The 14,209-nt window shown below is 37.5% G+C and carries 18 protein-coding genes; 8 read left to right on the top strand and 10 right to left on the bottom strand.

Going from position 1 to position 14,209, the window contains the following annotated elements; translation table 11 throughout:
- Positions 1 to 228: 228 nt before the first annotated feature.
- Positions 229 to 996: a 2,4-dienoyl-CoA reductase gene (fadH, locus tag H514_RS0107780; RefSeq protein WP_027446447.1), complete on the bottom strand. Its 768-nt coding sequence runs from the start codon at positions 994 to 996 to the stop codon at positions 229 to 231.
- 206 nt (positions 997 to 1,202) lie between these two features.
- Here fadH and H514_RS0107775 point away from each other — a divergent pair, with 206 nt between their 5' ends.
- From H514_RS0107775 to H514_RS0107755, 5 genes are all read left to right on the top strand, one after another.
- Positions 1,203 to 2,075, top strand: a complete 873-nt coding sequence (locus tag H514_RS0107775) for a metallophosphoesterase (protein WP_324604035.1) — start codon at positions 1,203 to 1,205, stop codon at positions 2,073 to 2,075.
- Between the two features lie 115 nt (positions 2,076 to 2,190).
- Positions 2,191 to 2,493 carry a hypothetical protein gene (locus H514_RS25065; RefSeq protein WP_036843423.1) on the top strand — a complete coding sequence of 101 codons (303 nt, stop codon included), beginning with the start codon at positions 2,191 to 2,193 and terminating at the stop codon, positions 2,491 to 2,493.
- A gap of 126 nt (positions 2,494 to 2,619) precedes the next feature.
- Entirely contained in the window at positions 2,620 to 3,258 is a 639-nt protein-coding gene (locus H514_RS0107765) for an SCO family protein (protein ID WP_027446445.1), read from the top strand.
- A 129-nt stretch (positions 3,259 to 3,387) separates the two neighbouring features.
- On the top strand, positions 3,388 to 3,882 hold the full coding sequence (locus H514_RS0107760) for a YkyB family protein (RefSeq protein ID WP_027446444.1): 495 nt from the start codon (positions 3,388 to 3,390) through the stop codon (positions 3,880 to 3,882).
- Positions 3,883 to 3,954: 72 nt separating this feature from the next.
- Positions 3,955 to 4,155: a hypothetical protein gene (locus H514_RS0107755; protein WP_027446443.1), complete on the top strand. Its 201-nt coding sequence runs from the start codon at positions 3,955 to 3,957 to the stop codon at positions 4,153 to 4,155.
- Positions 4,156 to 4,201: 46 nt separating this feature from the next.
- Here the strand turns inward: H514_RS0107755 and H514_RS0107750 are convergent, their stop codons facing one another.
- From H514_RS0107750 to H514_RS24285, 7 genes are all read right to left on the bottom strand, one after another.
- Positions 4,202 to 5,110: a chemotaxis protein gene (locus H514_RS0107750; protein WP_027446442.1), complete on the bottom strand. Its 909-nt coding sequence runs from the start codon at positions 5,108 to 5,110 to the stop codon at positions 4,202 to 4,204.
- Positions 5,111 to 5,328: 218 nt separating this feature from the next.
- Positions 5,329 to 5,532, bottom strand: a complete 204-nt coding sequence (locus tag H514_RS0107745; protein ID WP_027446441.1) for a PLDc N-terminal domain-containing protein — start codon at positions 5,530 to 5,532, stop codon at positions 5,329 to 5,331.
- A gap of 150 nt (positions 5,533 to 5,682) precedes the next feature.
- Entirely contained in the window at positions 5,683 to 7,809 is a 2,127-nt protein-coding gene (locus tag H514_RS0107740; RefSeq protein ID WP_027446440.1) for a methyl-accepting chemotaxis protein, read from the bottom strand.
- Between the two features lie 144 nt (positions 7,810 to 7,953).
- Positions 7,954 to 8,361, bottom strand: a complete 408-nt coding sequence (locus H514_RS0107735) for a hypothetical protein (RefSeq protein ID WP_027446439.1) — start codon at positions 8,359 to 8,361, stop codon at positions 7,954 to 7,956.
- Between the two features lie 115 nt (positions 8,362 to 8,476).
- Positions 8,477 to 9,091 carry a nitroreductase family protein gene (locus H514_RS22755; RefSeq protein ID WP_051255080.1) on the bottom strand — a complete coding sequence of 205 codons (615 nt, stop codon included), beginning with the start codon at positions 9,089 to 9,091 and terminating at the stop codon, positions 8,477 to 8,479.
- 130 nt (positions 9,092 to 9,221) lie between these two features.
- Positions 9,222 to 10,106 carry a patatin-like phospholipase family protein gene (locus H514_RS0107725; RefSeq protein ID WP_027446438.1) on the bottom strand — a complete coding sequence of 295 codons (885 nt, stop codon included), beginning with the start codon at positions 10,104 to 10,106 and terminating at the stop codon, positions 9,222 to 9,224.
- A 703-nt stretch (positions 10,107 to 10,809) separates the two neighbouring features.
- Entirely contained in the window at positions 10,810 to 10,956 is a 147-nt protein-coding gene (locus H514_RS24285) for an FbpB family small basic protein (RefSeq protein WP_154657352.1), read from the bottom strand.
- Positions 10,957 to 11,116: 160 nt separating this feature from the next.
- On the opposite strand from H514_RS24285, the gene H514_RS0107715 reads away from it, so the two are divergent.
- Complete coding sequence (locus H514_RS0107715) at positions 11,117 to 12,280, top strand: aminotransferase A (RefSeq protein WP_027446437.1); 1,164 nt, start codon at positions 11,117 to 11,119, stop codon at positions 12,278 to 12,280.
- A 39-nt stretch (positions 12,281 to 12,319) separates the two neighbouring features.
- On the top strand, positions 12,320 to 12,451 hold the full coding sequence (locus H514_RS25190; protein ID WP_231566646.1) for a DUF6254 family protein: 132 nt from the start codon (positions 12,320 to 12,322) through the stop codon (positions 12,449 to 12,451).
- 79 nt (positions 12,452 to 12,530) lie between these two features.
- On the opposite strand, the gene H514_RS0107705 is transcribed toward H514_RS25190, so the two are convergent.
- Both H514_RS0107705 and H514_RS22750 read right to left on the bottom strand, forming a co-directional pair.
- On the bottom strand, positions 12,531 to 12,737 hold the full coding sequence (locus H514_RS0107705) for an aspartyl-phosphate phosphatase Spo0E family protein (protein ID WP_036843417.1): 207 nt from the start codon (positions 12,735 to 12,737) through the stop codon (positions 12,531 to 12,533).
- A 93-nt stretch (positions 12,738 to 12,830) separates the two neighbouring features.
- Positions 12,831 to 13,019 carry an aspartyl-phosphate phosphatase Spo0E family protein gene (locus tag H514_RS22750; RefSeq protein ID WP_036843414.1) on the bottom strand — a complete coding sequence of 63 codons (189 nt, stop codon included), beginning with the start codon at positions 13,017 to 13,019 and terminating at the stop codon, positions 12,831 to 12,833.
- A 273-nt stretch (positions 13,020 to 13,292) separates the two neighbouring features.
- Between H514_RS22750 and lepB the strand changes: the two genes are divergently transcribed.
- The gene (gene lepB / locus H514_RS0107695; RefSeq protein WP_027446435.1) at positions 13,293 to 13,814 is read left to right on the top strand and encodes a signal peptidase I; all 522 of its coding nucleotides are present in this window, start codon (positions 13,293 to 13,295) and stop codon (positions 13,812 to 13,814) included.
- The last annotated feature ends 395 nt before the right edge of the window (positions 13,815 to 14,209 follow it).

The following is a 14,209-nucleotide window of genomic DNA, read 5'->3' as shown; positions in this document are numbered from 1 at the left end:
CCGAGCGAATCCATCGCCTACCCGAGCGATTCCGTCGCTTACCCAAGGGAATACTATTCCTTCCCACGAGAACATAGCCCCCAGCACTGCATAAATGCAACGGACTCCTCTCAGTTTCAAGTCTTCAACAATCCTGCCATAATACTGAATAACTTTTTATTGCTAACAAAAAAGAAGCGAAACCACATGGGATTTCGCCCCTTCCATCCAACTCCAAATTTTAAATTTCTAAAATGGAAAATTATTTAAGTACTGCCCACCATCAAGTGTGACAACTTCTCCATTCATATAAGAAGCTTTTTCAGAAGTAATGAAGTAAGCCAGTTCTGCTATTTCTTCAGGCTTACCCAAACGTTTCAATGGAACTGAGTTTAGCGTACGCTTAGCCGCTTCTTCAGATTCAAATAGCTTATCTGCACCGCCTGTTCGCTCAATAGGCCCTGGAGCGATTGCATTGGTACGGATTTGATATTTATGGCCCCATTCAACCGCTAATGTACGAGTCATAGACAGAACACCAGCTTTAGCTGCAGCTGAATGCATAACACCAGCACCAGCATCCCAAGCATATGTAGCAACCATATTCAAAATCGTCCCTTTAATCCCTTCTTTAATCCAATAGTTCCCCACTTCACGACTGCAGTAAAATGTACCATTTAACACAATATCAATAACGGAATTCCAACCGTTTATAGACATCTTTTCAGCTGGGCAAATGAAATTACCTGCTGCATTGTTAATTAAATGATGAATCGCTCCGAAATGATCTACAGTTTCCTGCACCATTCGCTCAACATCCTTAGGCTCACGAACATCCATAACAATCGTATGTAAATTGTCCAGTTTATCCCCAGCAATCTCTTGTTTCGTCTCAGCTAACCGTTCTTCATTTCGCCCTGTAATAACTACTTTACAATCTTCTTGAACATATTTTTGGGCCATATACTTCCCCATTCCACTGGACCCACCTGTAACAATGACTACTTGACCTTTCATAATTTATACTCCTCCTTTTTAATAATGTTCTTGATATGTAAAAGAAAACCCTTTCACAGAATAGAAATTTTCATTTTTGTTTCAAGTAGTCATATAGTCTTTTATAACTGAAATTCCGTGCTATAATGCTATTACATGAAATCTTTAGAGTAGATTTATAGATTAAGATCAGCTCCAGAAAAACAACTTTTAAAGGCGTGGACCTAATGAAACCAATGAGTCGCAGAAAATTTATAAAACGGATATTTGGTAGCTTACTTAGCCTCTTTGGTATAAGTGGTGGGACTTATTATTATGCCAAACATATTGAGCCTTCCATGCTTACTGTGAATGAAGAGACCATTTCCTCACCTAAGCTTCCTTCATCTTTTACAAATGTGAAGGTATTACAATTTAGTGATACACACTTAGGATTTCACTATGATATCGATCAGTTTCGTGCGTTAGTACAACGGATTAAAGAAGAGCAAGCTGATCTTATATTATTTACTGGTGATTTAGTTGATGCACCAGATCAAGTTTCAAATCGCATTTTAGAACAAGCTGCAAACTTACTACAAACAATCGAAGCCCCTTTAGGGAAATATTGGATTTACGGAAACCATGACCATGGTGGATATGGTACGGAAAAGATCGCAAGTGTTATGAAACTTGGCGGCTTTACCCTCCTACAAAATCAACATGCTACGATTCAAAAAGACGGAGACTCCATTGTTCTTGCAGGACTTGATGATGCGATGTTAGGAAAGCCAAATATAGAAGAAACACTAAAAGGTAGCTCATCAGAACTCTTCACGCTTCTGATGTGTCATGAACCCGACTACGCAACTAAGGTTTCTCCTTATCCGGTTGACGTTCAGCTTTCGGGACATAGCCATGGAGGACAAATACAAATTCCTTTTTTCGGTTACCTCATTACTCCACCAATGGCACAAAAATTTGTAGAAGGTTGGCATGAAATTGGCTCTACTCCCCTTTCCTTATACATCAGTAGAGGAATTGGAACCACTCGTCTACCATACAGGTTTTTATGTAAACCAGAATTTACAATTCATACACTAAAGTCACCACATTCATGAGTCAGGCTATTTAGCTTGGCTCTTTTTTATATTTAAAAACTTAGTAAAAACAAGCTCATTTCGTCTAACCTTCTCATAACATGTTATAGAAGCCTATATTCAAAGGAGTGTTTTCATGTATTACTACCCAGTGTACACACCTCAAACAGATCGTAATCAAGATATACAACACCATGGAGGACAACGTTTCGCAGGTCCATTTTTACCATTCTTAACAGGTCTAGTGGTAGGTCCGTTACTTTACGGTGCTTTTCGACCTTACTATTACCCATACCCACCTTACCCTTATTACCAGCCATACTATCAACCGTATTACCAACAACCTCCGTATTATCAAGAGAATATCTACTATGTAAACCCAAGCAACCAGCAACAGCCTTATTATCCATACGGAAGTCAGGGTGGTTATAACCAGTAATGAAAACACCCTAGAGCATTAAACGCTTTAGGGTGTTTATTCACGTTTTGTTCATAGCTTTTCTTTAAGCTCGCATGTTAAAATACTGTTTAGAAATTGTAATACATAAAATCGGAGGAAATTAGCATGAAAAAACGTTTATTGCTATTAGGCTTTGCTATGATTATAGGTATTCTAAGCGCTTGTGCAGATCAACCTCAGACATCAGAAGAACCAAATAAATATGAAGGTGATTTTTCTTACGATATTCAAGATTTTGAATATAAAAACCAAGATGGAGATATGGTCTCATCAGAAGATTTAAAGGGGAAGTTTTGGGTTGTAGATTTCATTTTCACGAACTGTACATCAGCATGCCCTCCTATGACAGCAAACATGTCAAAATTACAATCTGAACTTAAAGAAGCAGGCTTAAGCGATCAAGTGCGACTTGTTTCATTCACAATGGATCCAAACCACGATTCTCCTAAGGTTTTAAAAGATTATGCACAGAAGTTCGATGCTGAATTCACTAACTGGGACTTATTAACAGGATATAGCCAAGAAGAAATTAAAAAGCTGTCTATTGAATCATTTAAGGCATTTCTAAAACGGACAGAAGTTCAAGATCCTGCTGAGGGACAACCAGGCTATAACTACGTTCATTCATCCAGTTTATATATCGTTTCACCGAATGGAAAAGCAATAAAAAAGTATAACGGGAATACGATGGATCCGAGTGTTGTTGAAAATATGGTGAAAGACCTTAAAGCGTATATCAATTAAACATTCTATTCAATGAGCGTCTTCAGCAGAAGAACGCTCATTTGTTTTAATGGTTGCTTTTTTCCAGAACCTTTTGTACGATGAAATCAATACAGAGTATAAGACAAACCATAAAAGGAGGAAGTTTTTTTGAAGGAATCAACCCCTAAAGTGTCTGTAGAGAATATTGCTCAAGCATTGTATGTCGTTAATCGCCATGCAAAGACTGCTCCAGACCCAAGACACTTATATACATTAAAGAAGAAAGCCATCCAACAATTGCTGCAGAAAAAGCAAGCCAAGAAGATTGGCCTTCACTTTTCCGACCATCCAAAATATAGCCATCAACATTCCACGCTTTTAGTGCAAGTTGCCGACTATTATTTTCATATCCCACCTACAAAGCAGGACTTTCAAACATTAAGCCATTTAGGAAACGTTGACCAGACTTTTCGAAATCCAAAAACCAACCTTTCCTTATCAAAAGCCAAAAATGTTTTATATCAGTACTTGGATTGGAAAGACCCGTCTAAACAGCAACAAAACAATAAAAAGAAGTCTTATAGCTATCAACCATCAAGTGCCTTTTCACCTTGGGGACAATTTACAACATGGAGTCAACAGACTCACAGAAGAAAAAGGTAGGCTATGAGTGTGCTCATCTTGGTTTCAGTTATTTCATGAAAAGGAATACCTCTAATTAAGGAGGGATCTCTCATGAAAAATGAATTGAAAGACTTTAACTATCAACTATTTCACCTTATGAAGTGGTCTGAAGAAATGAAAGATGCTTATCAGCGTTTATCCGAAGGTGAGAAAGAAATGGTTAACAAATATGCTCCTTTCTCTGAGAACCCAGAAACGTTAAATAACGAAATCACGAAATGGTATGATCAGGTCCATAAGCATACAGATTAAAAAAGAATCGGTGTTTCCACCGATTCTTTTTTGTATTTGTACCTATTTATAGAATTTTACTATCAATTAACTGTACAAGCTCAACAATCTCAGGTTTTGAGACTTGAGCATCTGCCCCAACCATTTCACCTTTATGACGCAAATCTTCAGTAATTAATGAAGAGAAAATGATAACTGGCAACTTGGATAATTGTTCATCATCTTTGATTCGTTTCGTTAGATGATGGCCGTCCATTCGTGGCATCTCGATATCTGTTATGACTAACTGATATTCTTCATCAATTTGTTTCCCATCATTTTTTAATTGTTCAAGATGCTCGATAGCGGCTTTTCCATCTTCAAATAACTGCAAATTTGTATAACCTGCTTCATGAAGGGTTTCTTCTAATAGAGCTCTCAGTAATGCTGAGTCTTCAGCTACTAACACTTTCTTCATCGAACGTTCACGAGTTCCCAACACTTTTAGTTGGTCTTTATGGACGCTAGATTCAGGATTAATATCTGCCATCATTTTTTCAAAGTCTAATAGAAGAAGCATTTCTTCATTCATTTGAATAACACCAGTTACTTGCGTTTCTAGTCCCTGATACATCTTCTCAGGCTTATGAATATTCTCCCATGAAATTCTATGTATTTGAGTGACTTCATGAACGTGAAACACAATTCTCGTTTTGTTAAATTCCGCTAATATAAATTTATCGTGATCAGGATTTTCTGATGCAGGCAGCCCTAATGCATGTGCTACATCAACAACAGGTACCACTTCTCCTCTGATATCAATAATACCTTCAACAGAAGGATGGGAATGTGGGATTTGAGTGATGGGTAGTGGGGTTAAAATCTCTTTCACCTTAATAACATTAATCCCAAATCGATTCTTTCCAATCCCAAACTCAACAACCTCTAATTCATTAGTGCCGCTTTCTAGTAAGATTCCTCGCTCTTGATCATTCATTTGTTTATCCCCTTTTTATGTAGAACTATATATCTATTATATCGGGGATTAAGAGAATTTTTAAACTACTAGATACAAATGTTTATGAAATTACATTAGAAAAACACGGTTACCGCCAAAAATGGGGAAACCGATGGCTTTTCTTATACTTTAAACCTTTAGAATTTTTAATCTTTTTTAAAGTGTAAAAAAAGCTAATGGATAAGACCATTAGCTTATTAATCATTTCGAATAATCAAGTAAATAATCAGACCAATAATTGGGAAAAATAAAGTACCGATTAAAACGACAAGCGCGTACTCTTTACTTTTCCCTTTGCGTTGTGAGTCACGATAAGCCCAAATACTTGTGATGATATTTAATAGAAAGATTACTAATCCAACAAATATAAAAATACCTATAATTGCTCCTGCTAATTCCATAACCATTCCTCCTTTACTAACGTTATACGACTCTTCCTTAAAAAAGTTTCACAAAGATGTACCCTTTATCGAAAATATTTGAAACATCAGACCTTTGTTTTGAAGTGAAAAAGCCCACTCTGCTTAGTATAGCAGAATAGGCTTTTCTTATTATAACTTAAATTGTTGGATAGCTTGCTTTAATTCTTGGGACTGATCATGCAACTGGTTCATGCTGTTTTGAACTTCATTCATGGCAGAGGATTGCTCTTCTACTGAAGCAGACACTTCTTCCGATGAGGCTGCAGTCTGTTCTGTAACAATATTAATCTCAGTCATCATATGAGTAATTTGTTCTTTAATCCCATATAACTCTTGGATTTGGTCATGAATCGTATCAAAGTGCTCTGCTGTTACCTGAATTGTATCTTGAAGTGTATTAAAGATTGTACTCGTTTGATTGACAGCGTCACTTTGCTCATCAAATGTTTGTGATGTTTGTTTCATGACTTCACTAGCAGCTACTGCTTCATCATAGATCTGTTTAATAACCTTATCTACGTCTTCTGCTGCATGTGTTGATTGTTCAGCTAACTTACGAACTTCACTTGCAACAACGGCGAAACCTTTTCCATGTTCTCCGGCACGTGCCGCTTCAATAGCAGCATTTAGAGCTAGAAGGTTGGTTTTTTCACTAATATCTGTAATGACTTGTGTGAACGATTGGATTTCACTAATTTGAGTTGTAAAAGTTTCCATTACTTGTTCGAGTTGCTTCATTGCAGATTGGCTTTCTGTTTGCTTTGTATTTAGAGTTGAAATAATTTCGCTACCTTCTACACTTTTCACTTGTACTTGTTTAGAAGACGTTTGAATATGCTCAGATGTTTCTCGAATATTCGCTGCAATATTCCCGAACGAATTAATGACTTCTACTCCTTCTTGGGTTTTATGCGTTTGGTTTGTTGTACCGCTCGCTATTTCATCCACCGCCCCAGAGACTTGATCAAGGGAAGCAGCTGTCTGTTCGATCGTTTGATTTAGCCCGCTAGATGTTTGTTCTACGTAGTCACTTATCTGTTGAGACCTTTGTACAAGCTGTCTTAAATGGGTTGTCATATCATTAAAAGCTTGTCCTAACTGCCCAATTTCATCTTTTCGTTTCACAGGTACTTCAACCGTTAAATCTCCTTCACGAATTCGTAAGCTTGCTTCTTTCAATGTTTGAATCGGCTTTGTGAAAGATGATGCTATAAAATACGTAACAATCAACGTAATGAGTAAAGCTCCTCCAAGGATCATAAAAAGGTATTGCGTTTGCTTTTGAACCTGGCTAAACAATGCATTTTGATTTTTCGTCATGAAAACATATTGACCTAACTCGGGTAACTTCTGAACATAGCCTAAATAATTCGTCTGTTTCCCATCTTGATTCAGTGTAAACTCCATAAACCCATTTTCTTTTTGAATAAGTTGGGAGATTACATTCTCCTCATTCGTAGGGTCAATAACCTCTTGTTTACTACCTTTCCAATCTTCATTGGAGTGATATGTAAAGACTCCTGAGGAATCTACAACTCCAATACTACCATCAACACTTAATTCTTTTATTTTTTCTTGAAATGTATAGGCTTGGTCCTCTTGGGTGATCTCTACTTGTCTATCAATAGCGCTTAGAGACTGTTTCGTTCCAACGATCCATCCCCACGGGCTGAAGTGCTTCACATAAGCCCGTACAGCTTCACCTTCTGTGGATGGCATCTCATAACGTTTAGCGGATTCACCTTCTGAAACAGCTTCATCTACCATGTTTTTTATAATCGTGTTCCCATCCGCTGTTTTAAAGTCTTCACGACTCTCTCCTTCTCTTGAGCGATCTGGTGGATATAGGACTAATTCATAATCGTGATTATCAATCCAAAAGTAACCTCCACGCCCATAGAAAAGCTTCGATAATGCTTCCTTAGCTTTTGCTTTGGCTTCCTCTTCTGTTAAAACGCTTTCTTCTTGCTTCTTATGAAAATATTCTATCATGCCTAATGCTGAATCAATTTGACCTTTCAAGCTAAGATCATTTTGGCTCATCAAACGATTTCGAAATCGTTCGGTATTTACGTCGTTATTTGTGAGTATTGTACCAAGCTGTTCTGTTTGGAGGGCCATATTCTCTTTCGTATTTTCTTCTAATGCACGTTTCGATAATGTAAGACTAGCCCCACCTTGAATGATTAATATAATACTAACAAGAAGCACTATGGCTCCAATCAGTTTTGCCTTCAAACCTTTAAACCTATTCATGCAACTCCCCCTATTGTTCATACCGTCATTTTATGTAAACTCTCTTTAGTTTAATATAAAATGAAAAAATAGAAAACAGTGGAATTTGTAGGCAATTGATTATATTAAAAAAAGACCCTCAAAAAATTATTGAGAGCCTTAATGTTATGCACTTTTCGCTTTTTGTTTCTTTAACTGCTTTATATAAGAGAAGAACAGTTCTACTAAATAAATAACAGCAATAAAGCCTCCAAAAAAGATCATTGCCAATGCACCATTCGCAACATCTCTAAATTCCACATTACCCGATCCTGTTATACCCTGATACATTTCATAACTTACTAGTAAAAACAATACGAATAATCCAGATACCAGATACGTTAATACTCTTTCCCATTTAAGTAGAATCATCCAGTAGATTAGTGGGCGAATAAGTGCATAAATTAATGCGATCAATATCATTCCAAAGAAAAAGTGCAAATGTTGGTCAGTGATCCCTAACGGAAGTAGTTGCGCTGTTTTCACGATCCAATCATGACCTCCAATAAGGTTTAAGTGAAAAAGTTCAGTCAAACGATCCTCTCCTCTAACATTTTTTCTACTAGTATTTGCAGTAAGAGAGATGTTTATACAATTAAATTCAAAAAGAACTGCCTTCTTTTAATCAGGCAGCTCTTCTATAACTCACTTATAACCATTCATTGATAACTCCGCTCGAAAAAGTAGAACCACTGGATTCCTTTCGTTTTCCAACTGCAATAAGCATAACCGGTACAAATTGGTTAGGGATATTAAACGTTTTTGCCAATTGCAATGAATCAAAATGAAGAGTTGGATACGTATCATAGCCTCTAGCAGCTGCTCCCATCATAAATTGAATAGCTGCTAACGGCGGAGTAGATAAATCTTTGGTATTATCTTGTTCTACAAACGGCACGGGTAGTTGTTCACCTTGAATTCTTTCTAGGCTATAAACATTTGAACTGTTTTCCACTTGCTTCATATGTTCATACGCCTGACGATCCCCAAGTACAGCCACAACTGCTGATGCATCTCTTATATAGGGTTGTGAACCAGCAATCGGATATAAATGTTCTTCCTTCACTTTAGGATCTTCAAATATTAAAAACTTCCAATGCTGCTTCTCCCATGAAGATGGAGCTTGTATAGCAACATCAATTAGATCTTCTAATGCTTCTCGTGGGACCTTAACGGTTGGATCATATTGTTGAAATACATCAGGCTTGTTGACTAACTGCTTTAACAAATTAAATCGATCTATTTCATTTAATTGAAGTCCCATATTGATTCCTCCTTAGAAAAACATACGAAATCACACTTTGAAATTTCGAATTTTTTTCTCATAGGGTCTACCTATTCATCCCAACCCGCTAAGAAATAGGTTAATCTCCTTTTCCCCTATCTATGGAGGATCAAACTCCTGCTAACTCATACTCTTCCTCTCTTAGAAAGGATTGCAGGTCACTAACCTGAGCTTGAGCTTGCTTGTATCCTTGCTCATACAACGCATGGAGCTTCGTTTGATTTCTTTCAATACGACTAACCGCAAGAGGCTCTTCTGGACGGATTATAAACACTTTGCCCTCTTCCCTCAATTCTTCTAGTCGCTTCATAGTTTCATTGTAACGCTCATGTCTTCGTTCCATGGCTTTTAGTAAGTTTGGATAATCTTTATATTTCTTTTGGAAAAGCCATGTAAATTTCATCTTTTGCTTCACATATCCTTCATTTCGCGTTAGAACCACTACATGCTTCTGATTACCGGCTTCTATAGATGGATTAATGGGAATCGGATCTGCAATCCCGCCATCTAACAATTGCTGGCCTCCATGCTCGATCATTGGTGCAATTAACGGTAAAGAGCTAGAGGCACGAATCAGCTTAAGCAAGACTTCTCCACTATTAAATTGATCATAATACACAGGTTCTCCAGTGTTCACATCAGTTGTACCTACCACAAACTTCTGAGATTGATTTGTACTTTCAAAAAACCGCTCGTAATGAAAAGGAACCAACTGATTTGGTAACTTGTCAAAAATAAAATCCATTCCAAAAAGCTCTCGTTTCGTAATTGCTCGTTTTAATGATATGTATTCTGGATGGCTACCATATCCTACAATAACCTTATAATTACGCCCTCGTTGCTTAGCAATGTAGGAGCTTCCATTACAAGCACCAGCAGAGGCACCTACAACATATGGGAAATGCATATCATTATCCATAAAACAGTCGAGGACACCCGCCGTAAAAGCCCCTCTCATGCCTCCTCCTTCTAACACTAAACCTGTTTGATCCATGAAGTCCACCTCCGTTCTATTTGACGATTTATGTCAATTATAACAATGGTACATAATAGATATAAAGTTGAACGTTTTACTGACTTAGACTTTCTCTTTACGAACGGCTTTATAACGCATAAACTAAACATGAAAGAACAAAAGCGCAAACGCCCGTTTAGCAACGAAGGGACTGGACTGAGCCCGTAGTACGATTAACCAAACTTGCTGATTGGCAAGCCGACAGGCGCAGACAGAAGCTTAGTTGCCGTGGTACTTTTACTTAGAAATTTTAACTACGTCGACTTTCTTCCTTGTTAAAATTTCATGTCTCAAACGTGTAAAGGAAACACGATGAAACTTGGTGGATCGATGTTGACTTATCGTACGGAGAAAGTGATAAGGATAAGGAAGATCGGTTAAGTTCGTCACGTCCTGCGACAACACCGATCTGACCTACATCCTGTAGGCCCAAGTTCGTCACGTCCTGTGACAACACCGATCTGACCTACATCCTGTAGGCCCAAGTTCGTCACGTCCTGTGACAACGCCGATCTGACCCACGTCGTGTGGGCCCAAGTCCATTCGTTGCTGGGCGCTGGAGCTGGATGTGGCTCCACTCCCGTTAAAAAAGTTATGCACAAGTCACAAATTTTTATAATTTCCTTGAAAAAAATCCTACCCTTAAATAGGATAGGATTTCTTTTCTATATAACAAATCATGTTAGCTGGCTCTATTTTCTGAGGATGAAGTCTGGGAATGGCGTTGGTCAATTTTTTGTTCAAGCTTAGACATTTCTTCTTTATCCTTTAATATAGCTTGTTTATTTTCAGTGATAAGCTCTTCAAAAGATTTTACTCTTGGTTTCATGATGAAATCTCCTTTCATATGACATTAGAAAGCTTATTGTAAGAAAAGCTAGAGAATCTCTTTTACTTTTCTAAGGATTCATTAGCCATTGTAACAAATGCAAAACGATGATTTGTTAAAATTATTTGACAATTCAATTACAAATTAGAGGTGAACTCCCATGCAGCACTTAATAAACCCAAATGTTACCCAAATCGAAATATCTGGAATCCGAAAATTTTTTAATATGGTTTCGGGTTATAGTGACGTAGTTTCACTAACAATTGGTCAACCAGACTTTCCTACACCTGACCATGTCAAAGAAGCAGGGAAATCTGCCATAGATCAAAATAAAACCACCTATACTCATAACGCTGGAATGCTTCCCCTTCGAGAAGCGATTTCTACATTTGTTCATGATCAATACGGATTACATTATGATCCTAAAGAAGAAATCATATCAACAGTTGGAGCTTCTCAAGCAATTGATATTACGTTTCGTACAATATTAACCCCTGGAGATGAAGTCATCCTTCCTGGACCTGTTTACCCTGGATATGAACCCTTAATTCGCTTGGCTGGTGCGACACCCGTTCATGTAGACACCAGAGATCATCATTTCAAATTAACTAAAGAGTTACTTCAAAGTCATATTACTGAAAAAACAAAATGTATCGTTCTTCCTTATCCATCAAATCCTACAGGTGCTACTTTAACAAAAGATGAAGTGGCGGACCTTGCTCAATATTTACAAGATAAAAACCTTTTTGTGCTATCTGATGAGATATACAGTCAGTTGACTTATGATGAAACTCATACATCCATCGCTACATTTCAAGGAATGAAGGATCGAACCATTGTCATTAATGGTGTTTCAAAATCTCATTCCATGACAGGATGGCGAATTGGTTATACATTAGCTCCAGCTTGGCTTTCCAAGCATATGCTAAAAGTCCATCAATATAATGTATCCTGCCCTTCCTCTATAAGTCAGTATGCAGCACTTGATGCCTTAACTAATGGAAAAACTGATACTGAAGTGATGAGACAAGCATACGAACAAAGACTAGACTATGTCTTTAATCGTTTGAAAGATATGGGGCTAGAAATGGATAGGCCTGGAGGAGCATTTTACGTATTCCCACGCTTTCCTATAGAAAACATGACTTCTTTTGATTTGGGAATTGAACTAGTTGAAAAAGGTGGTCTCGCATTAGTGCCTGGTGATGCTTTCTCTTCTTACGGACAAGGATACATGCGAATATCGTATGCCTATGATATGAAGACACTCGAGCAGGGGCTTGATCGATTGGAGTCATTTTTGAAGGAAAAATCATTCATATAACTTCACCTTTCTAGACATACTATCTATGAGGTGATTGATGTGAGCCACCAAAAACGAAGAAAAGAACGAGCACTTCGGCAACGCAAAGAAAAACAATCCCCACATGGGAAAGTTAAAAGCTTTGAAGAGTTGACTGAAGAGCATGAACAACAAATGAAAGACAAAAAATAAGACAGTGGTTATTCCACTGTCTTATTTTAGTTTTTATTATATTTATATAATAAAAAGAGTTTAAAAAAAACTCGCTTTCTTAGCGAGTTTTAACCGCCTTATGATCACAACTCAAAACATTACGGTTATTTCTATTCTCATACATGTTTAGTAATCGATCTAATTCTTGACTAATTTCTAGCGACTCATGACTTGTGAACCCTTGAACTGTAGCGGTTGTAATCATTCGCTTACGCAGTGATTCTATACGTTGTATTAGTTGCTGAGTACTTATGTCTTCTGCCACAGCAGGGCCTCCTCTCAGCAATATGGATATAAATAACATTTTATCATAGAAGAGGTATAATGAATAGTCATAATTTGTAGAAAACGTTGTCGTTTACATCATTCTATATTTAATTTGTTTTTGTAAACTTTGATTAATTAATAGATCTAACTCTTGGCTTACATTCAGGGTTTCATCACTTTCTAACCCATATTCCATTGCGCGATCTAACATTTCCTTGCGTTTCTCTTTTATCTTAATTCCCAGAAGTTCATCATATTCTACTATTTTCTTGTCTAACATACACCATGAATTCCCTTCCTTACTTATTTCCAAGCGGCTGAACCGCTATTCATTATGCCAAAAGGATATGGTAAAGTAAAGGATATCGCAAAATTAGACAAAACTTTCTTACTATTTTTTTAAATTGTCGAATGATATAGGTAATATGACTTACATGACACTCTATCGAAATAATTTTATAAGGAATTTAGACCTATATACATTTAGCCTCTTCACAAATATGATACGATAGTAAAGTAGGTTTTTCAGACAGACTTGAAGGGATGATCCTAATTGAAAGAGCAAATAAAAAATGAAATTTGGGAATGGACCAAAGCCATCGCCTTAGCATTAATATTAGCTTTCATTGTACGTCATTTTGTATTCGCTACTTCTATCGTAGAAGGAACGAGCATGGAACCTACATTAGAGGATGGAGAGCGCGTTTTATATAATAAGATGGTCTATTTAGTAGGTGAACCTGATAGAGGTGATATCGTTATTATTCAGCGACCAACAAAAAATTATGTGAAACGTGTGGTCGGTTTACCTGGAGATAAGGTAGAAGTAAGAGAGCATACTTTATATGTGAATGATAAAAAAGTAGATCAGGAATATTTAAATCAGGAAGCCATAAAAGAAACGGGTAACTTTTCTCCAGTCACAATTCCGAAAGACAAGTATTTTGTTATGGGAGACAACCGAGATATTTCTAAAGATAGCCGCACCGGTTTAGGATTTATTTCACACGATGAAATCATAGGCCGTTCTGAGTTAATTATTTCACCCTTTGATGAATGGTCATGGACAAGATAAATGAAATAAAGCTACTCAAACAGGGAATCCATAGCGATTCCCTGTTTTTTTAATTCTTATGCCATTAAAGCCCCCTTATCTTGAAGACTTGTTTTCGAGATAAAGTGCGTATGGTTCCGTTGCTTTTGTGCAGATCGGCGGGCTGTGGGGGGGGTTGGTTTCCTGCGGACGAAGCGCCGAGCCTCCTCATTCGCAAGCTCTCTGCGGGGTCTCGTCACTCCGTTCTTCCGCTGGAGTCAACCCGTTCCACAGCCCACCTTAGCCGAATGGAGACTAACGGAACCGCCGTAGTTCTGGAGAGGATGTTCTGATTCCAGGTAGTATAATCCTATCATGACGAGGGTCGGAGCAAATTCTATGAATAAGAATTCTAATCCATATGAGATGGGAAAGTC

The organism is Pontibacillus marinus BH030004 = DSM 16465, from assembly GCF_000425225.1.
Taxonomy (GTDB): Bacteria; Bacillota; Bacilli; order Bacillales; family BH030062; genus Pontibacillus; species Pontibacillus marinus.
Note: the sequence above shows the minus strand (reverse complement) of the source record. Positions and strands in the feature narration are given on the sequence as shown.